This window comes from Tabrizicola sp. T46 (assembly GCF_057219895.1).
In genome coordinates this window covers 198304-216210 of record NZ_JBXVVV010000001.1, presented here as the reverse complement: position 1 = coordinate 216210, position 17907 = coordinate 198304, and the positions used below count along the sequence as shown (strand labels likewise).

Below are 17907 nucleotides of genomic sequence, written 5' to 3'. Positions count from 1 at the left end.
AGCCCGTCAGCTTCCGCGCGGGTTGAGAAGCTTGGCCATCAGCCCGGCGGTGCGGATGAGGCCGAGGTTGCGGCCGTTTTCCTGAACGACCATCTCGGTCACCCCGCCCGACATCATTGCCATGATGTCCTTGACCGGGGTTTCCGCGTCAAGCTTGCGCGCCGCCGGGTTTTCGCCTGGCTCCATCACGTCCCGCGCGGTCAGGACCGAAAGCGGGTTCATGTGGGCGACGAAATCGGCGACGTAATCGCTGATCGGGTTGGCGATGATCTCGCGCGCGGTGCCGCATTGGACGATCCGGCCGCCTTCCATCAGGGCGATCCGGTTGCCGATCTTGAACGCCTCATCAAGGTCGTGGCTGACGAAGATGATCGTGCGCTTCAGCGTGCGCTGGAGGTCCAAAAGCTCGTCCTGCAGCTTTGACCGGATCAGGGGGTCGAGGGCCGAGAAGGGCTCGTCCATCAGAAGGATCGGCGCATCGGTCACAAAGGCGCGGGCCAGGCCAACCCGTTGCTGCATGCCGCCGGACAGGTCACCCACCTTCCGGTCGGCCCATTGCGTCAGATTGACCAGCGCCAGCTGCTCATCGACCTTGGCCTTGCGCTGTTCCGGGCTTTGGCCTGCGAGTTCGAGCCCCAGGCCCACGTTCTCGCGCACTGTGCGCCAGGGCAGAAGGCCGAACTGCTGGAAGACCATCGCGATGGCCTCGCGCCGGACGCGCAGAAGCTCGGCGGGCGTGCATTTCGTCACGTTCGCCGAGCGTTCCCCGTCATTGACGGTCACCGACCCGCGCACAACCGGGTTCAGCCCGTTCACGGCGCGCAAGAGGGTGGACTTGCCGGAACCGGAAAGGCCCATCAGCACCAGGATCTCACCCTTGGCCACGGTAAGCGAGCAGTCATGGACGCCCAGGATCTGGCCGGTGGCGGCCTGGATCTCGGCCCTGCTTTGGCCCTTGTCCATCAGGGGCAGGGCGCGTTCGGGGTGGTCGCCGAAGACGATCGAAACGCGGTCGAAGATGACCGCCGGTTTCTCAGTTGCGGTGTCGGTCATCGCGAAACTCTCAGCATGCGGTCGAGGAGGATGGCCACCACCACGATGATGAAGCCGGATTCGAACCCGAGTGCGGTGTTGACGCTGTTCAGCGCCCGCACCACCGGCACGCCAAGGCCGTTCGCGCCGACGAGTGCGGCGATGACGACCATGGAGAGCGACAGCATGATAGTCTGGTTCAGCCCGGCCATGATCTGCGGGAAGGCATAGGGCAGCTCGACCTTCCACAGCCGCTGTTTCGGCGTGGCGCCAAAGGCCGTTGCTGCCTCAAGGAGCGCCTGCGGGGTGGACGAGACGCCCAGGTGAGTCAGCCGGATCGGCGCGGGCAGGACGAAGATCACCGTGGCGATCAGGCCCGGCACCATGCCAAGACCGAAGAATACGATGGCCGGGATCAGATAGACGAAGGTCGGCAGGGTCTGCATCAGATCGAGGACCGGCACCATGGCGCGGTAAAGCCGGGGGCGGTGCGCGGCAGCGATGCCGATCGGCACGCCGAGGCCCATGCAGACGACACAGGCGGAGAGGATCAGGGTCAGGCTTTCGGTGGTTTCCTCCCAGTAACCCTGGTTCAGGATGAAGAGAAAGCCGATCACCACGCCGAGGCAGACCTTCCAGTTCCGCTGCAGAAACCAGGTCAGGGCGACAAAAAGGGCAATGATGATAAGGGGGTGAGGGGTTTGCAGCAGCCAAAGGATGCCGTCGATCATCCATTCCAGCACGGCGGAGATCGCATCGAACACCCCGCCAAGGTTGTCGTTCATCCAGTCGAAGGCTGCTTTCGCGGCCTTGCCTACCGGGATCTTGTAGTCAGTCAGCCAGTCCATTCCGCCCCCCGCGCGAGGAGAAAGGCCCCAGCTTTCGCCGGGGCCCCGTTATCACTGCAGGGCAGCAGCAACCGCTGCCTTGGCATCACCGCCGTCCTTGGTGGTCACGCCTTCGAGCCATGGCTCCCAGGTGGCGGGGTTGGCGGCAAGCCAGGCCTTCGCGGCATCGCGCGGATCGGCACCGTCGTTCAGGATCGCGCCCATGATCTCGTTTTCCATCGGAAGCGAGAAGACAAGGTTCTGCAGCAGCTTGCCGGTGTTCGGGCATTCCGTGACATAGCCGGCACGGGTGTTGGTCGCGACGATCGCGCCCCCGAAGTTCGGGCCGAAATAGTCATCTCCGCCCGAGAGGTAGGTCATCTTGAAGTTGGCGTTCATCGGGTGCGGTTCCCAGCCAAGGAAGACGATCGGGCGACCATCCTCGGTGGCTTTGGCGACCTCGGCCAGCATCCCCTGTTCCGAGCTTTCGACAACCTCGAAGCCGTCAAGGCCGAAGGGGCCAGAGGCGATCATGTCGATGATCAGGCGGTTGCCGTCGTTACCGGGCTCGATCCCGTAGATCTTGCCTTCAAGCGCATCCTTGTGCGCCGCAATGTTGCTGAAGTCGGTGATTCCCAGGGCCGCGCCGGCCTCGTTGGTGGCGAGCGTGTACTTCGCGCCTTCAAGATTGGTGCGGATCGTCTCGACGGTGCCAGCATCGCGGTAGGGGGCGATGTCGGCCTCCATCGTCGGCATCCAGTTGCCGAGGAAGACGTCGACGTCGCCTTCGGCAAGGCCGGTGTAGGTGACCGGAACCGACAGGACTTTTGTCTCGGTCTCATACCCAAGCGCCTCGAGGACCAGAGTCGTCGCGGCGGTGGTGGCGGTGATGTCGGTCCAGCCGACATCTGAGAACACCACCTTGTCGCAGCCTTCGGCAAAGGCGGAGCCCGCCAGGGCGAAGGTTACGGCGGTGGTGAGTAGAGTGGAACGGACGGACATGGATTCTCCCCGTGGTTTTTTGTTGATTGACGAGTCAATAAACTTCGTGCTGATACGGTCTGGCAAGCATTTTCTGGGGCCGCGCCGATGCCGAAGCTTGGGATGGAGCCTATCCGCAAGGAAGCCCTTGTCAAAGCCACGATTTTCGAGATCGGGCGCACAGGTTCGTTAGACGTCACCGTAAGCCAGATTGCCAGGCGGGCAGGCATGTCGAGCGCGCTGGCGCATCATTACTTCGGCTCGAAAGAAGACATGTTCCTTGCGGCGATGCGCCATATCCTGACGCTCTACGGGGCCGAGGTGCGCGGTGCGCTGGCGGCTGCCGAGGGGGCTGACGGGCGGATCAAGGCGATTCTGCGCGCCTCGTTCAGCCCGGGAAACTTCCGGCGCGAGGCGGTCAGCGCCTGGCTGAACTTCTGGGTGCTGGCGCAGTCGGTGCCCGAGGCCAAGCGCCTGCTCGCGGTCTATCAGGGGCGGCTGAAGTCGAACCTGATCGCGGCGCTGCGCCCGCTGGCGGGGGACCGGGCGCCGGATATTGCCGCATCGCTTGGTGCACTGATCGACGGGCTTTACCTGCGCGAAGTCCTGAAGTCGGGGCCGCCGGACGGTGCTGCCGCCGTGGCGTTGGCGCTGCGGCACCTTGAAGCCGAACTGGTGCGGGGGGCCTGATGCACGCGGATTATGTGATTGTCGGCGCAGGGTCGGCGGGGTGTGCGATGGCCTACCGGCTGGCCGAGGCCGGGCGGCGCGTGACGGTCATCGAGCACGGCGGGTCGGACGCGGGTCCGTTCATCCAGATGCCCGGGGCGCTGAGCTATCCGATGAACATGGGCATCTACGACTGGGGCTTTGCGACCGAACCCGAGCCGCACCTCGGTGGGCGGCGGCTGGCGACGCCGCGCGGAAAGGTCATCGGCGGGTCATCCAGCATCAACGGGATGGTCTATGTCCGCGGCCATGCGCGGGACTTCGACACCTGGGCCGAGCTGGGGGCGGATGGCTGGTCCTATGCCGCCGTGCTGCCCTACTTCAAGCGGATGGAGCAGTCGCACGGTGGCTCGGGCGCCGAGTTCCGGGGCACCGACGGGCCGCTGCACATCTCGCGCGGGGCACGGGAGAACCCGCTTTTCGACGCCTTCATCGAGGCCGGGCGGCAGGCGGGATATCCTGTCACGCACGACTACAACGGCCAGCAGCAAGAGGGCTTCGGCCCCTTCGAGGCCACGATCTGGAAGGGCCAGCGCTGGTCGGCGGCGAATGCCTATCTGAAGCCCGCGATGGCTGGCGGCAATGTGCAGATCGCCCACGGCTTCGCCCGCCGCGTGGTGATGGAGGGGACCCGTGCCGTCGGCGTCGAGATCGAGACGCGGGGCGAGAGGCGGGTGATCCGGGCGGGCAGGGAGGTCATCCTTGCCGCGTCTTCGATCAACACGCCGAAGCTTCTGATGCTGTCCGGGATCGGTCCCGGCGCGCATCTGCAGGAACATGGCGTGCCGGTGGTCGCCGACCGGAAGGGCGTCGGGGCGAACCTGCAGGATCACCTCGAGATCTACATGCAGTTCGCGGCCGCCCAGCCGATCACCCTTTACAAGTACTGGAATCTCTGGGGCAAAGCCTGGGTCGGGGCGCAGTGGCTGTTGACCGGGAAGGGCCCCGGCGCCTCAAACCAGTTCGAGGCCTGCGCCTTCATCCGGTCAAGGGCAGGGATCGAATATCCCGACATCCAGTATCACTTCCTGCCGATCGCGGTGCGGTATGATGGGAAGGCCGTGGCAGCAGGCCACGGGTTCCAGGCGCATGTCGGCCCGATGCGGTCGAAGTCGCGCGGGGCGGTCAGCTTGCGGTCGGGCAACCCGGCCGACGCGCCAGTGATCCGCTTCAACTACATGTCGCATCCCGACGACTGGGAAGAGTTCCGCACCTGCATCCGCCTGACTCGTGAAATCTTCGGGCAGGCGGCGATGAAGCCGCATGTGAAGGCCGAGCTTCAACCGGGGCCGGGCGTCGAGACCGACGCCGAGATCGACGCCTTCATCCGCGAGCACGCCGAAAGCGCCTATCATCCCTGCGGGACGGCGCGGATGGGGCGGGCGTCGGACCCGATGGCAGTCGTCGACCCCGAGTGCCGGGTGATCGGCGTCGAAGGGCTGCGGGTCGCGGATTCGTCGATCTTCCCGCAGGTGACGAACGGCAACCTCAATGCGCCTTCGATCATGGTGGGCGAGAAGGCCGCGGACCACATCCTTGGCCGCCAGCCCCTGCCGGCGTCGAACCTTGAACCTTGGATCAACCCGAACTGGCGCACCGCACAGCGCTAGACTTGATCCGGGTCAATGCAGGGTGGGGCCCCGTCTTCTACAATTGGCGTGACAGTCAAGAAGGAGACAGGCATGTCGAACACCCCGCACACGCTGCACGACGAATTCCCGGCAGAGGCGCAGAAGATCAGCGCGCTCAAGGCCGCGGATCCGCATTTCGCCCGGCTTCTGGTCGAGTACGACGCGGTGAACGACAAGGTGCATCGGTCGGAAATGCGGCTGGACCTGTTGACCGAGGAAGAGGAAGAGCATCTGCGCAAGTCCCGGTCGCGGCTGAAGGACCAGATCGCGGCGGCCTTGCGCAAGTGACGCTCGTCGTGCGCCTTCGGCTTCTCCTCGCGGCCGAGGAAGACCGAAGGGAACGACGAGGAATCAGCCGATTTCGTAGGGCAGCACGTCCCGGGCGTTGGGGTTGATCTTCAGCCTGCCTTCCAGCGGCGGGACCGAGCGCTGGTGGCAGTTCACCCGCTCGCAGATCCGGCAGGAGATGCCGATGGGCTCGAACCGGCCTTTCAGGTCAAGCCCGTCGGAATAGACAAGCTGCGGGGCGTGCTGCACCTCGCAGCCCAGCCCGATTGCATAGCGCCGGACGGGGGCAAGGTAGGCCCCCGCCGGTTTCGACACGTCGCGCGCAAGGCACAGGTAGCGCACGCCGTCCGGCGTCTCGGCCAGCTGGCGCAGGAACTGCCCGGGCGTCTCAAAGGCCTGGTGGACGTTCCACAAGGGGCAGGCGCCGCCGAAGCGGGCGAATTGCAGCCGGGTCGAGGAGTGGCGTTTGGTGATCGTTCCGGCCTGGTCGACGCGGACGAAGAAGAAGGGGATACCCTTCGCGCCCGGGCGTTGCAGGGTGGAAAGCCGGTGACCCACCTGTTCGATTGACGCGCCGAAAATGTCGGCCAGCCGCTCAAGGTCGTGGCGCACCTCCTGTGCTGCGGCAAGAAAGGCGCGGTAGGGCAGCAGGGCCGCCCCGGCGAAATAGTTGGCCAGCCCGATCTTCGCGATCTCGCGCGCCTCGTCGGTGGAAAAGCGTGCTAGGTCGAGCGTCGCCTCCAGAAGGTCGTTCTGGGTCAGTAGGGCGATCTGGTGCAGAAGCTGGAACCGCTGCGACGGACCCGAGGCGCGGGCCGAGATGTCCAGCCTGCGCGCGCTGGGATCGTAATGGCGCAAAGGTGCGGTGCCCGAATAGTGCAGGCTGATCCCTGCCCGTTTCAGCAGGTCCTGCGCCAGGACTTCGACGGGTTTCCCGTTGGTCGAGGTGGCAAAGTGTTCGGCTGCCCGGTCGATGGCATCAAGGTAATTGTCGCAGTAATGGAAGAAGTCCCGGACTTCTTCCCAAGCGGAAGGTCGCAGGGCTGCATCCTCTCGCCCCAGCGCCTCGTCAAGCGAGGCAAGGCGTTCATGGGTCTGCCGGTAGGCCCGGTGCAGGTTCAGGAACGCACGCGCCAGGGCAGGGGCGTTCGACGCCGCCAGGCGCAGGTCCGCGACCGGCGGCGTGGCCGAGGTGAAGACCGGATCCGCCAGAGCCTCGCGCATATCGGTGACAAGACGCTCGCTTTCGCCGACGGTCAGTTCGGTGACATCGAGGCCGAACTCCTGCGCCAGCGCCAGCACCACGGCGGCGCTGACGGGGCGGTGGTTGTTCTCCATCTGGTTAAGATAGGGCAACGAGACCGAAAGCTTGTCGGCAAAGGACTTCTGGGTCAGTCCCAGTCGGCTGCGGATCTCGCGCAGCTTTACTCCGGCATAAAGCTTCTGGGTTGCCATTCCTGTCCCCTTTGCAAAAGGGACGTTGGCTTTGCAAAAACGTGCCGTCAAGCGCCGATCTGCCGGGCGCGGCGCATGACGAAAAGGGTTGCGATCACAGAGGCCACCGAAGAGGCCAGCATCAGAAGGATCAGCGGCATCTCGGTCGCTCCGGGGCCGAGAAGCACCCCGGCGACCGCCGCCAGCGCCGCCCCGCCGCCGATCAGGATCGCGCCGCCAAGGCCCGAGGCTGTTCCGGCAAGCTCCGGGCGGACCGAAAGCATCCCCGCGTTCGCGTTCGGCAGGCAAATGCCGTTTCCAAGGCCCATGAAGATCGTCAGGCCGAAGAACACGACCGGGCCAGACAGGCCCGCAACTGTCAGCAGAGCCAGCACAGCAAGGCCAAACGTGGTGACCAGCGTGCCGATCAGGATCATCTGGTTCATGCCGACCCTGACGGAATAGCGACCGGCCAGGAAATTGCCGACCGCATAGCCGATTGCGGTCAATGCGAACAAAGCGCCCACTTCGGTCGAGCTAAGCCCGAACACCTTGTCGCCGACATATGGGGCGCCTCCCAGGAAGGCGAAGAAGCAGCCAGAGGCAAAGGCCGCTGCCAGCGTGTAGCCCCAGAATCGCCGCGAGGCGAGCAGGGTCGGATAACTGCGGACCTGCGCGACAAGGCTGACGTCGCGAAGTTCCGCCGTCTCGCCAAGATCGGCCCAAACCAGCGCCAGCACGGCGATTCCGGCGACAAGAAGCAAGGCAAAGCTCGCACGCCAGCCGAAGGCATCATCAAGAAGACCGCCGATCACCGGGCCGATCATCGGCACAAGGCTCATTCCCATCGTGACATAGCCGATCATGCTGGCCGCCTGCGCGTCGGCGACCATGTCGCGGACCACCGCCCGGGACAGGACCATGCCCGAGGCAATAACCGCCTGCGCCATCCGGAAGATCAGGAAGACCGTGGCATTCGGCGCAAGAAGCGTGCCTACGGTGGCGAAAAGAAACAGGATCAGAGATCCGATCAGCACCTTCCGGCGTCCATAGCGGTCGGAAATCGGGCCGATCACGATCTGCAGCGCGGCCGAAAGCGCCAGATAGAGGGCGACCGATTGCTGCATCAGGCCATAAGGCACGCCGAAATAGGCGGCCATTCCCGGCAACGATGGTAGGAATATGTTCATCGTCAGAGCCGACAGGCCCGCAAGGAGGATCAGCGTGACGATCTTGGGAGGGGTCGTCCGGTCAAGAAAACGGGGAGAAGTCGGCTCGCTCATTGCTGAGGACTAAGCCTCCATTCGGTCGGAGTCCAGCATCCGCCCGCGATGTCCGCAAGGTCGCAAATCGCAAAAATGGGGGCAACCAGAAGCTTGCGCCGCCGGCTGCCCCCAGATGGGCCGATGCGACCCGAAAGGCATGTCGTCCAATGCTCCTTGAAAAAACGTGAAACCCGCAATCAGGCCGGCACGCCGCCTTGCGCGACCGTCACGGGCGCTTTTGCCCAGATCCGGGGGGCCGGGGCGCGCGCCGCGCGGGTCGTTACCGTTTGCGGTTCGGCAAAGGTAACCGCAGTCTTCTGGGCAGTCCTTGCCAGCACATGTCCGGTAACACGGTGAGGGGCAGCCGCCTGATCAGCGGAAATCTTCTGCCCGGGCAGGACCACGATGCCGATGTCGTCAAGCAGGTGCGGCGAGGTCTCCCACATGCAGATGAGGGACCGTTCGTAATCGCGCGCTGCCTTGCGCGCCTTGATGGTCTCGCGGATCGACGCGGGCAGCAGGCGCATCGGCCAGGAAGCCCGCATCGGCGCCGGAGCGGTCTTGAGGTGGTGGGCGAGATCGTCGTTCAGGATTTCCGGCCCGTTGTCCTGGCCGACCAGCGACGTCATGATGACATTACCGTTGCAGAAGGGAAGCATGGCGGGTCTCCGTAGGGTGGGTTTCGGTTCGTCTTGAACTGATGTTCCCTCATCTTGCGAGCCGTTGCTGTTCCCTAGGTAACGCTGGCCGCATCCCCCCGCATGAACATCCTCGAAATGCGCATTGGCGATGTTCCCTGGACACGACGCGCACAGGACCCGCAGGCATTACTCTGCCGGCAGTCTGGGTCTCGACGGGAGAAAAGACTTTGACTCGGTCCCGGAATAGGCCCGGCGCCCGGCCATCAGTTCAAGATGGCATCAGGTCCACTTGTGAAAAATGAAGAAGGCCCCGGTGGCGATGAAGCCGAAGCCCACAAGGTGGTTCCAGGTCAAGGGCTCTTTCAGGTACAGAACCGAAAACACCGCGAAGACCGAAAGCGTGATGACTTCCTGAATGGTCTTCAGCTCTGCTGCCGAGAAATGGCCGTGGCCGATCCGGTTCGCGGGCACCATCAGGCAGTATTCGAAGAATGCGATTCCCCAGCTGACAAGGATCACCGTGATCAACGCGGATTCCTTGAATTTCAGGTGCCCGTACCAGGCAAAGGTCATGAAAATGTTGGAGGCGAGAAGGAGGCCGATGGTGATGACCGGGACGGGAAGTGACAACATGGAGACCTCGGGTTCAGGGCCCGTTCTGGATAGAAGCTGTCGCATCGCAGCACCAGAGTTTCGCAATTTCGCAATTTGATCACAGTACTTTCAAAGACGTTTGCAAATTTTCTCATTCCTGCTTCTTTCGTTTTGTGGCTTCCCCTAGATTGGCCCCGCCATCGGTCATGGGGGGAACGATGAAGGACATCCTGGAACAACTTGAAGCACGCCGTGCCGTCGCCCGCGCCGGGGGCGGGGAAAAGCGCGTCGCGGCCCAGCATGGCAAGGGCAAGCTGACCGCGCGGGAACGGATCGAGCTTCTGCTCGACGAAGGCAGCTTCGAAGAGTTCGACATGTTCGTCGCCCACCGCTGCACCGATTTCGGCATGGACGGGGAACGCCCGCCGGGGGATGGCGTCGTCACCGGCTGGGGAACTGTCAACGGCCGCATGGTCTATGTCTTCGCGCAGGACTTCACGGTCTTTGGCGGCTCGGTTTCCGAAACCCACGGTGCCAAGATCTGCAAGATCATGGACATGGCGATCCAGAACGGGGCGCCCGTCATCGGGATCAACGATTCCGGCGGTGCCCGCATCCAGGAAGGCGTCGGTTCGCTTGCGGCCTATGGCGAGGTCTTCCAGCGCAACGTGATGGCAAGCGGCGTGGTGCCGCAGATCAGCCTGATCATGGGCCCCTGCGCCGGCGGCGCGGTCTATTCGCCCGCGATGACGGACTTCATCTTCATGGTGAAGGACTCCTCCTACATGTTCGTCACCGGCCCCGACGTGGTGAAGACCGTGACCAACGAACAGGTGACAGCAGAGGAACTGGGCGGCGCCAGCACCCACACCCGCAAATCCTCCGTTGCCGATGGCGCCTTCGAGAACGATGTCGAGGCGCTGGCCGAAACGCGCCGCCTGATCGACTTCCTGCCGCTGAACAACCGCGAAAAGGCACCGGTGCGGCCCTTCTTCGACGATCCCGCGCGGGTCGAGATGTCGCTGGACACGCTTGTTCCCGACAACCCGAACCAGCCCTATGACATGAAAGAGCTGATCGTGAAGATCGCCGACGAGGGCGACTTCTTCGAGATCCAGCGCGATTTCGCCGGCAACATCATCACTGGCTTCATCCGGCTGGAAGGGCAGTCCGTGGGGGTCGTGGCAAACCAGCCGATGGTCCTCGCCGGATGCCTTGACATCGACAGCAGCCGCAAGGCCGGACGGTTCGTGCGGTTCTGCGATGCCTTCGAAATCCCGATCCTGACGCTTGTCGACGTGCCCGGTTTCCTGCCCGGCGTCAGCCAGGAATACGGCGGTGTGATCAAGCACGGAGCGAAGCTGCTCTTTGCCTATGCCGAGGCGACGGTTCCCAAGGTCACCGTCCTGACCCGCAAGACCTATGGCGGGGCCTATGTCGTGATGTCGTCCAAGCACCTCCGCGGCGATTTCAACTATGCCTGGCCGACGGCCGAGGTCGCGGTGATGGGCGCCAAAGGCGCGGTCGAGATCCTTTATCGCAGCGAACTCGGCGAGCCCGACAAGATCGCCCAGCGGGTCAAGGACTATGAGGACCGCTTCGCCAACCCCTTCGTGGCAGCCGAAAAGGGCTTCATCGACGAGGTGATCATGCCCCATTCGACCCGCCGCCGTGTCGCCCGCGCCTTCGCCGCCCTGCGGTCGAAGAAGCAGGCCAATCCCTGGAAGAAGCACGACAACATTCCGCTTTAGGTTCCGATGCACGCGCGCGCCTCCTCACGTCTTGCGGTCTTTCTGGCGGCCACGTCGGCGCTTGCCGCCTGTCAGGAGGACGCGCCTGCCGAAGGTTCCATTGCGGTCCCCTCCGGCCGCAACGTCCAGCCGCTGGACGTGATCACCAATGTGCCCGGCACGGCGGGCGCCGCCGCGCGGTTTCGCTTTGTCGTTCCGGGTCTCGACGAGGATGATCTCGAGGCTTCCGCGGCCGACATGCAGGCGCTTTGCGATGATCATGCCATCCCGCTGACGGTCGGAATGGTGCCTGTGCCGCAGCAGATCATCATCACCCTGATGGCGTCCGAGGTTCCTTTCGGCCAGCCTTCTCCTGATGTCGTCCAGTTCTTCGAGACCTACGGGGTCGAGGACGGCGCTTGCGTGGTGGAGCCCTTCTGATGCGTGCTGCACCGGAAATGCACAGAATGTCCCGTTACCGTGCCTTCAGCACACCACGGGCCGCGAATGTGACAAGGGCCTGTTGCCCTTCATCACGCGCTTCGCTATGGGTGGCGGCAGGCCGGCCAAGTTCGGCCACGTTCCGTAAACCGCGCTTCGGCACCGGATTGGTGTCAGCGCAACAAGAAGAATGGAGTCGAGGATGTCGAAGAGCGCTCAGATCGTTCTGGTCATGGCTGTCGCCGCTGTCATGGCGGCTTGCGCCCCGAAAGCGCCGGAGCCTGCACCGGAAATCACCGTCGAGCCGACCGAAACCGGCAAGTACAAGTAATCTGACGGCGCGGGCCTGGCGGCCATCGCCAGCCGGGCCCGCACCTTTCCCCGGCCTCCCGCACAGCGGTCCGAGGCAGTTTTTCCAACCATCATCGGCAGGCTCGCTGCGCCTTTCTGGCACGGTTTCGGCTGATCTGGCCTTCGGTCCTGCAAGGAGCCAAGCCAGATGCTGAAGCACCGCGGCTTTCCGGGGCGCATGCCCGGAACCGATTTCCAGTTCACGATCCGCCGCGCCAACGTCAAGGAAGGCGCGACCAGGCTGATCCGGCGCGAGCGGTTCAAGGACCGCAAGCATGTCGACCGTCTGGCCGACCAGACCTTCATGGCCGCCCTCTGGCAGCATTTCGGTGCCGAACCCTTCGAACGCGGCAATCTCGACGCCGGCCGCCTCTCCTGGCTGTTCGGGCGTGAGGTTGTGCCGGCCGAAGATCCTTTCGACCCCGCCTCCTATGACGCGCTTCTGCGCATCGACGTGAAGCGGGCCGAAGCCTCGTTTCCCGAGGTCTTCGCCGAGGATGCGCCGGTGATCGCCGGGGATGACGACGACGAGGACTCGGCATGATTTCGCCAACGCAGGGTCCGGTTCGGCAAGCTTTCGCGCAGGGTCCGCGCGACCCTGGCATGGGGTTTGCCTTGTCGGTTCCACTGGTGAATTCTTTCGGTGCTGGTCGGGCGCAGCGGCAGTCCGGGCAGCAGAAGACTGATCGCTTCCCTTCCCCTGACTTCCGGTCCGGCCCGTCCCTGGCCGGACCGTCCCCTTACCGGGGCGCAGCGGTAAGCCAGATCAAAAACCGCTTGGAAATCCCTGATTTTCCGGTAAAATCTGCCCCAATAACAACAACGCTACGAGGCAGTTCACCATGCGGAAGTCGCTTATCGTCTTCGCTCTTCTCACCACAACCCTTGCCGGCTGCATGCAGGATCCTGCGACGCGCGGCCTTGCCGGTGCAGCCGGCGGCGCGCTTATTGCCGATGCGCTGGACGAAAACATGCTTGCCGGTGCGGCCCTTGGCGGCATGGCCGGCCTTGCCACCTGCGGGATCGAACTGGGCCTGCCGCCCTGCGACACCGGCTACTGACCTGACCGCCTACGGGCGGACCACAACACCACGCAAGGCCACCCGGGCAGACCGTCCGGGTGGCCTTCGGCATTTCTGCGCCTGAGGGGGACGCCATGTTCAAGAAGATCCTGATCGCCAACCGGGGTGAGATTGCCTGTCGCGTGATCAAGACCGCGCGCAAGATGGGGATCAGGACCGTCGCGGTCTATTCGGATGCCGACCGCAACGCGCTCCATGTCCAGATGGCAGACGAAGCGGTCCACATCGGCCCGCCCCCCGCCGCGCAGTCCTACATCGTGATCGACAAGATCATGGCCGCGATTAAGGCGACGGGGGCCGAAGCCGTGCACCCCGGCTATGGCTTCCTGTCGGAAAACCGCAACTTCGCTGCCGCTCTTGAAGCCGCCGGGGTCGTCTTCATCGGCCCGCCCTCGCCGGCGATCGAGGCGATGGGCGACAAGATCACCTCGAAGAAGATCGCCCAGGAAGCGGGCGTCAGCACGGTGCCGGGCTACATGGGCCTGATCGCCGACGCGGACGAAGCGGTCAAGATCAGCCGCGAGATCGGTTATCCGGTAATGATCAAGGCCTCGGCCGGCGGTGGCGGCAAGGGCATGCGGATCGCCTGGAACGACCAGGAGGCAGCCGAGGGCTTCCAATCCTCGAAGAACGAGGCGGCGGCCAGCTTCGGCGACGACCGCATCTTCATCGAGAAATTCGTCACCCAACCCCGCCACATCGAGATCCAGGTGCTGGCCGACAAGCACGGCAACTGCGTCTACCTCCACGAACGCGAATGCTCGATCCAGCGCCGGAACCAGAAGGTCATCGAAGAGGCACCCTCGCCCTTCCTGGACGAGGCGACGCGCAAGGCGATGGGCGAACAGGCCTGCGCGCTGGCCAAGGCCGTGGGCTACACCAGCGCCGGGACGGTCGAATTCATCGTCGACGGCAACCGCAACTTCTACTTCCTCGAAATGAACACCCGCCTCCAGGTGGAGCATCCGGTCACCGAACTCATCACCGGCGTCGACCTTGTCGAACAGATGATCCGCGTCGCCAACGGCGAGCCGCTGCCCTTCAAGCAGTCAGACATCAGGATCAACGGCTGGGCGATGGAGTCACGCCTTTACGCCGAAGACCCCTACCGGAACTTCCTGCCCTCCATCGGTCGCCTCACCCGCTACCGGCCCCCGGTCGAGGGCAGGACCGACCGCGGCGGGATCGTGCGGAACGATACCGGCGTCTATGAGGGCGGCGAGATCAGCATGTTCTACGATCCGATGATCGCCAAGCTCTGCACCTGGGCCCCGACCCGGGAAGAGGCGATCGAGGAGATGCGGCTTGCACTCGACACGTTCGAGGTCGAAGGCATCGGTCACAACCTGCCCTTCGTCGGCGCGGTGATGGACCATCCGCGTTTCGTGTCTGGCAACATCACCACCGCCTTCATCGCCGAGGAATACCCCGAAGGCTTCCAGGGCGCGACGCTGGACGAGGTCACGCTGCGCCGCGTGGCGGCTGCTGCTGCTGCGATGAACCGGGTCGCGGAAATCCGGCGCACGCGCATTTCCGGCACGATGGACAACCACACTCGCCGGGTCGGCGACGACTGGATGGTCAGCCTGCAGGGCGAGGTCTATGCGGTGAAGATTGCCGCGGATCCGAATGGGTCGACCGTCACCTTCGCAGACGGGCAGGCTTTGCGCGTCGAAAGCGACTGGACGCCAGGGCAGCCCCTTGCCCGGATCTGGGTCGAGGGCGCGACGCTGGCGATCAAGGTCGGGAAGATCCCGATGGGCTTCCGGATGCGCCTCCGCGGCGCGGACCTCAAGGTCCACGTCCGCACGCCGCGCCAGCATGCGCTGGCCGGCCTCATGCTGGAAAAGGCCCCGCCGGATACCTCGAAATACCTACTCTGCCCGATGCCGGGACTGGTCGTGAAGATCAACGTGGGCGTCGGCGATGAGGTGCAGGAAGGCCAGGCACTGGCGACCGTCGAGGCGATGAAGATGGAAAACATCCTAAAGGCCGAACGCCGGGGCGTGGTGAAGGCGGTGAAGGCCAACGCGGGCGCAAGCCTCAAGGTCGACGACGTGATCCTGGAGTTTGAATGATGTCGCCCGTCGCGGCCTCCTCGTGCGACTTCGTCTTCTCGTCGGCGGTGCCGCAGCGAGGAGTAACGAAGTCATCGACGAGCGGTCGCGGATCAGCGCCCCGCCGGGTTCCGCTCCAGCATCTCTTCGCGCCGCAAGGGGAAGCGGTCGATCGCATGCACGATCTCGCGCATCGACCAGGCCGCCGGGGCGCGGCGCTTCACCTCGCCGTCCTTGTCCATCAGGACCAGCGAGAACCCGCGCGGCCTGAGGCGCTGGCGCACGGCGCTGCGCGCCTCGGGGTCGGTGTCGGTGATGACGACGACATCGCGGTCCTCAAGGCTGGCAAGATCTGCCTCGATCGCCTGCATCTGGCGACGGAAGTTCGGATCGTTCGGCGTGTCCGCAAAGACCACTACCGGGCGGCGCAGCCAGAGGAACTGGTCAAGATCGCCGATTTCGGCCGCGCTGTAGGGCCCGACGGTGAACTCCTTCGGCGCGGCCTCCTCAGCCAGGGCGGCAATGGGCAGAACGGCTGCGACGGCAAGGATATGGAAGAACTTCATGCGGCACCCCTTTGGCCCCGATATAGGGCACTGCCGCAGGAAACCCAAGGTTTTGCCGGGGCCTGACCCCCGGACAAGGATGCGAAGGACGGATTCCGATGGCGGACAAGCTTGATACCTGGGCGGCGCTGGCCGCGCGCGAGTTGAAGGGTGCGACACCCGACAGCCTGGTCTGGAACACGCTGGAAGGCATCCCCGTTAAGCCGCTCTACACCGCCGCTGACGTGGCGGGCCTGCCGCAGCTGGACGAGGTGCCCGGCGTCGCCCCCTTCACGCGCGGGGTCCGCGCCACGATGTATGCGGGCCGCCCTTGGACGATCCGGCAGTACGCCGGTTTCTCCACCGCTGAGGAATCGAACGCCTTCTTCCGCAAGGGCCTTGCCGCCGGCCAGCAGGGTGTGTCGGTCGCCTTCGACCTTGCCACCCACCGGGGCTATGACTCTGACCATCCGCGCGTCCTTGGCGATGTCGGCAAGGCGGGGGTGGCCATTGACAGCGTCGAGGACATGAAGATCCTCTTCGACGGCATCCCCCTGGAAAAGATCAGCGTTTCCATGACGATGAATGGCGCGGTGATCCCGATCCTCGCCAGCTTCATCGTGGCTGGCGAAGAGCAGGGCGTGTCCCGCGCGGCCCTGTCCGGGACGATCCAGAACGACATCCTTAAAGAGTTCATGGTGCGGAACACCTACATCTATCCGCCCGAACCCTCGATGCGGATCGTGGCCGACATCATCGAATACACCGCAAAAGAGATGCCGAAGTTCAACTCCATCTCGATCTCCGGCTACCACATGCAGGAGGCCGGGGCGAACCTGGTGCAGGAACTCGCCTTCACCCTCGCCGACGGCAAGGAATACGTGAAGACCGCCATTGCGCGCGGGATGGACGTGGACGACTTCTCTGGAAGGCTGTCGTTCTTCTTCGCCATCGGGATGAACTTCTTCATGGAGGCGGCAAAGTTGCGCGCCGCGCGGATGCTCTGGCACCGGATCATGGCGGGCTACGGGGCGAAGAAGGACTCAAGCTTGATGCTCCGCACCCATTGCCAGACCTCGGGCGTGTCCTTGCAGGAACAGGATCCCTGGAACAACGTGATCCGCACGGCTTACGAGGCGATGTCGGCGGTCCTTGGCGGCACCCAAAGCCTCCACACCAACGCCCTCGACGAGGCGATTGCCCTTCCGACCGAGTTCAGCGCCCGGATTGCCCGCAATACCCAGTTGATCCTGCAGGAAGAGACCGGGATCACCCATGTCGTCGACCCCCTCGCCGGCAGCTATTATGTCGAGGCGCTGACGGACAGGCTCGCCTCCGAAGCCTGGAAGCTGATCGAAGAGGTCGAGGCGATGGGGGGCATGACGAAGGCGGTGGCCTCTGGCATGCCCAAGCTGCGGATCGAGGAGACTGCGGCCCGGCGGCAGGCGAAGATCGACCGGGGCGACGAGGTGATCGTCGGGGTCAACAAGTACCGCAAGGATCAGGAAGACCCGATCGACATCCGCGACATCGACAACATCGCCGTGCGTGAGGCGCAGATCGCCCGGCTGAAGTCGATCCGCGCCAGCCGGGATGAGGCCGCCGTGCAGGCCACGCTGGCCGAACTGACCCGGCGCGCAGGCGAGGGCGGGAACCTTCTGGAAGCAGCCATCGAAGCCGCCCGCGCGCGGGCCACGGTCGGGGAGATCTCGGACGCCATGGAAAAGGTATTCGGCCGCCACCGGGCGGAAGTGAAGACGCTCGCCGGGGTCTATGGCGCCGCCTACGAGGGCGACCAGGGCTTTGCCCGCATCCAGAAGGACGTCGAGGCCTTCGCCGAGGCCGAGGGTCGACGCCCCCGGATGCTGGTGGTGAAGATGGGCCAGGATGGCCACGACCGGGGGGCGAAGGTCATCGCCACGGCCTTCGCCGACATCGGGTTCGATGTCGACGTGGGACCCTTGTTCCAGACGCCCGAGGAAGCCGCCCAGGATGCCATCGACAACGATGTCCATGTGATCGGCATCTCGTCCCAGGCGGCGGGGCACAAGACGCTGGCCCCGAAGCTGATCGAGGTCCTGAAGGCCCGGGGGGCGGGGGATATCCTCGTCATCTGCGGCGGGGTCATTCCGCAGCAGGACTATGATTTCCTGAAGGCCGCCGGCGTGAAGGCGATCTTCGGGCCGGGGACGAACATCCCCGAGGCGGCGAAAGAGATCCTGGACCTGATCAGGGCGGCGCGGGCGTAAGGTGTCCACGGTGGACAATCCTGGACTTGT

18 protein-coding genes are annotated in these 17907 nt (G+C 64.5%); 10 read left to right on the top strand and 8 right to left on the bottom strand.

The window, feature by feature from the left end:
* Window positions 1-6: 6 nt before the first annotated feature.
* The 3 genes from choV to choX are packed head-to-tail and all read right to left on the bottom strand — an operon-like array spanning window position 7 to window position 2861.
* Window positions 7-1053 (bottom strand): choline ABC transporter ATP-binding protein, encoded by a 1047-nt coding sequence (choV, locus tag AC2D9V_RS01115; RefSeq protein WP_484712189.1) that lies wholly within the window; start codon window positions 1051-1053, stop codon window positions 7-9.
* A complete protein-coding gene (gene choW / locus AC2D9V_RS01110; RefSeq protein ID WP_484712188.1) occupies window positions 1050-1880 on the bottom strand; it encodes a choline ABC transporter permease subunit in 831 nt (276 codons plus the stop codon). The genes choV and choW overlap by 4 nt, the downstream gene beginning before the upstream one ends.
* 51 nt (window positions 1881-1931) lie before the next feature.
* The gene (choX, locus tag AC2D9V_RS01105; RefSeq protein ID WP_484712187.1) at window positions 1932-2861 is read right to left on the bottom strand and encodes a choline ABC transporter substrate-binding protein; all 930 of its coding nucleotides are present in this window, start codon (window positions 2859-2861) and stop codon (window positions 1932-1934) included.
* Between the two features lie 87 nt (window positions 2862-2948).
* On the opposite strand from choX, the gene betI reads away from it, so the two are divergent.
* The 3 genes from betI (at window position 2949) to AC2D9V_RS01090 (ending at window position 5488) form a co-directional block, all read left to right on the top strand.
* Window positions 2949-3530, top strand: coding sequence for a choline-binding transcriptional repressor BetI (gene betI, locus AC2D9V_RS01100; protein WP_484712186.1), 582 nt, complete (start codon window positions 2949-2951; stop codon window positions 3528-3530).
* Window positions 3530-5179: a choline dehydrogenase gene (gene betA / locus AC2D9V_RS01095; protein WP_484712185.1), complete on the top strand. Its 1650-nt coding sequence runs from the start codon at window positions 3530-3532 to the stop codon at window positions 5177-5179. The genes betI and betA overlap by 1 nt, the downstream gene beginning before the upstream one ends.
* 72 nt (window positions 5180-5251) lie before the next feature.
* Window positions 5252-5488, top strand: coding sequence for an HP1242/YdcH family protein (locus tag AC2D9V_RS01090; protein WP_484712184.1), 237 nt, complete (start codon window positions 5252-5254; stop codon window positions 5486-5488).
* A gap of 63 nt (window positions 5489-5551) precedes the next feature.
* On the opposite strand, the gene AC2D9V_RS01085 is transcribed toward AC2D9V_RS01090, so the two are convergent.
* From AC2D9V_RS01085 to AC2D9V_RS01070, 4 genes are all read right to left on the bottom strand, one after another.
* Window positions 5552-6943, bottom strand: coding sequence for a helix-turn-helix domain-containing protein (locus AC2D9V_RS01085; protein ID WP_484712183.1), 1392 nt, complete (start codon window positions 6941-6943; stop codon window positions 5552-5554).
* A gap of 47 nt (window positions 6944-6990) precedes the next feature.
* Complete coding sequence (locus tag AC2D9V_RS01080) at window positions 6991-8205, bottom strand: multidrug effflux MFS transporter (protein ID WP_484712182.1); 1215 nt, start codon at window positions 8203-8205, stop codon at window positions 6991-6993.
* 179 nt (window positions 8206-8384) lie between these two features.
* The gene (locus AC2D9V_RS01075; protein WP_484712181.1) at window positions 8385-8846 is read right to left on the bottom strand and encodes a hypothetical protein; all 462 of its coding nucleotides are present in this window, start codon (window positions 8844-8846) and stop codon (window positions 8385-8387) included.
* Window positions 8847-9107: 261 nt separating this feature from the next.
* Complete coding sequence (locus AC2D9V_RS01070; RefSeq protein ID WP_484712180.1) at window positions 9108-9461, bottom strand: DMT family protein; 354 nt, start codon at window positions 9459-9461, stop codon at window positions 9108-9110.
* 179 nt (window positions 9462-9640) lie between these two features.
* Here AC2D9V_RS01070 and AC2D9V_RS01065 point away from each other — a divergent pair, with 179 nt between their 5' ends.
* The 6 genes from AC2D9V_RS01065 to AC2D9V_RS01040 all read left to right on the top strand — a co-directional run bounded on the left by AC2D9V_RS01065 (window position 9641) and on the right by AC2D9V_RS01040 (window position 15104).
* Window positions 9641-11173, top strand: a complete 1533-nt coding sequence (locus tag AC2D9V_RS01065) for an acyl-CoA carboxylase subunit beta (RefSeq protein WP_484712179.1) — start codon at window positions 9641-9643, stop codon at window positions 11171-11173.
* 6 nt (window positions 11174-11179) lie between these two features.
* Complete coding sequence (locus AC2D9V_RS01060) at window positions 11180-11593, top strand: DUF6497 family protein (RefSeq protein WP_484712178.1); 414 nt, start codon at window positions 11180-11182, stop codon at window positions 11591-11593.
* Window positions 11594-11795: 202 nt separating this feature from the next.
* Entirely contained in the window at window positions 11796-11924 is a 129-nt protein-coding gene (locus tag AC2D9V_RS01055) for a hypothetical protein (RefSeq protein ID WP_484712177.1), read from the top strand.
* Between the two features lie 168 nt (window positions 11925-12092).
* Window positions 12093-12488 carry a hypothetical protein gene (locus tag AC2D9V_RS01050; RefSeq protein WP_484712176.1) on the top strand — a complete coding sequence of 132 codons (396 nt, stop codon included), beginning with the start codon at window positions 12093-12095 and terminating at the stop codon, window positions 12486-12488.
* A gap of 298 nt (window positions 12489-12786) precedes the next feature.
* Window positions 12787-13005, top strand: a complete 219-nt coding sequence (locus AC2D9V_RS01045) for a hypothetical protein (RefSeq protein WP_484712175.1) — start codon at window positions 12787-12789, stop codon at window positions 13003-13005.
* A 95-nt stretch (window positions 13006-13100) separates the two neighbouring features.
* On the top strand, window positions 13101-15104 hold the full coding sequence (locus AC2D9V_RS01040; RefSeq protein ID WP_484712174.1) for an acetyl-CoA carboxylase biotin carboxylase subunit: 2004 nt from the start codon (window positions 13101-13103) through the stop codon (window positions 15102-15104).
* A gap of 92 nt (window positions 15105-15196) precedes the next feature.
* On the opposite strand, the gene AC2D9V_RS01035 is transcribed toward AC2D9V_RS01040, so the two are convergent.
* Window positions 15197-15649 carry a DUF4174 domain-containing protein gene (locus AC2D9V_RS01035; RefSeq protein WP_484712173.1) on the bottom strand — a complete coding sequence of 151 codons (453 nt, stop codon included), beginning with the start codon at window positions 15647-15649 and terminating at the stop codon, window positions 15197-15199.
* 98 nt (window positions 15650-15747) lie between these two features.
* Between AC2D9V_RS01035 and scpA the strand changes: the two genes are divergently transcribed.
* Window positions 15748-17877, top strand: a complete 2130-nt coding sequence (gene scpA / locus AC2D9V_RS01030) for a methylmalonyl-CoA mutase (RefSeq protein WP_484712172.1) — start codon at window positions 15748-15750, stop codon at window positions 17875-17877.
* Window positions 17878-17907: the final 30 nt, after the last annotated feature.

Coding starts and splice junctions, on each gene's coding strand:
- AC2D9V_RS01035 (WP_484712173.1), bottom strand. CDS start 15,649: ATGAAGTTCTTCCATATCCTTGCCGTCGCAGCCGTTCTGCCCATTGCC.
- AC2D9V_RS01065 (WP_484712179.1), top strand. CDS start 9,641: ATGAAGGACATCCTGGAACAACTTGAAGCACGCCGTGCCGTCGCCCGC.
- AC2D9V_RS01090 (WP_484712184.1), top strand. CDS start 5,252: ATGTCGAACACCCCGCACACGCTGCACGACGAATTCCCGGCAGAGGCG.
- AC2D9V_RS01080 (WP_484712182.1), bottom strand. CDS start 8,205: ATGAGCGAGCCGACTTCTCCCCGTTTTCTTGACCGGACGACCCCTCCC.
- betA (WP_484712185.1), top strand. CDS start 3,530: ATGCACGCGGATTATGTGATTGTCGGCGCAGGGTCGGCGGGGTGTGCG.
- AC2D9V_RS01070 (WP_484712180.1), bottom strand. CDS start 9,461: ATGTTGTCACTTCCCGTCCCGGTCATCACCATCGGCCTCCTTCTCGCC.
- choV (WP_484712189.1), bottom strand. CDS start 1,053: ATGACCGACACCGCAACTGAGAAACCGGCGGTCATCTTCGACCGCGTT.
- AC2D9V_RS01040 (WP_484712174.1), top strand. CDS start 13,101: ATGTTCAAGAAGATCCTGATCGCCAACCGGGGTGAGATTGCCTGTCGC.
- betI (WP_484712186.1), top strand. CDS start 2,949: ATGCCGAAGCTTGGGATGGAGCCTATCCGCAAGGAAGCCCTTGTCAAA.
- AC2D9V_RS01060 (WP_484712178.1), top strand. CDS start 11,180: ATGCACGCGCGCGCCTCCTCACGTCTTGCGGTCTTTCTGGCGGCCACG.
- AC2D9V_RS01055 (WP_484712177.1), top strand. CDS start 11,796: ATGTCGAAGAGCGCTCAGATCGTTCTGGTCATGGCTGTCGCCGCTGTC.
- AC2D9V_RS01050 (WP_484712176.1), top strand. CDS start 12,093: ATGCTGAAGCACCGCGGCTTTCCGGGGCGCATGCCCGGAACCGATTTC.
- choX (WP_484712187.1), bottom strand. CDS start 2,861: ATGTCCGTCCGTTCCACTCTACTCACCACCGCCGTAACCTTCGCCCTG.
- AC2D9V_RS01075 (WP_484712181.1), bottom strand. CDS start 8,846: ATGCTTCCCTTCTGCAACGGTAATGTCATCATGACGTCGCTGGTCGGC.
- scpA (WP_484712172.1), top strand. CDS start 15,748: ATGGCGGACAAGCTTGATACCTGGGCGGCGCTGGCCGCGCGCGAGTTG.
- choW (WP_484712188.1), bottom strand. CDS start 1,880: ATGGACTGGCTGACTGACTACAAGATCCCGGTAGGCAAGGCCGCGAAA.
- AC2D9V_RS01085 (WP_484712183.1), bottom strand. CDS start 6,943: ATGGCAACCCAGAAGCTTTATGCCGGAGTAAAGCTGCGCGAGATCCGC.
- AC2D9V_RS01045 (WP_484712175.1), top strand. CDS start 12,787: ATGCGGAAGTCGCTTATCGTCTTCGCTCTTCTCACCACAACCCTTGCC.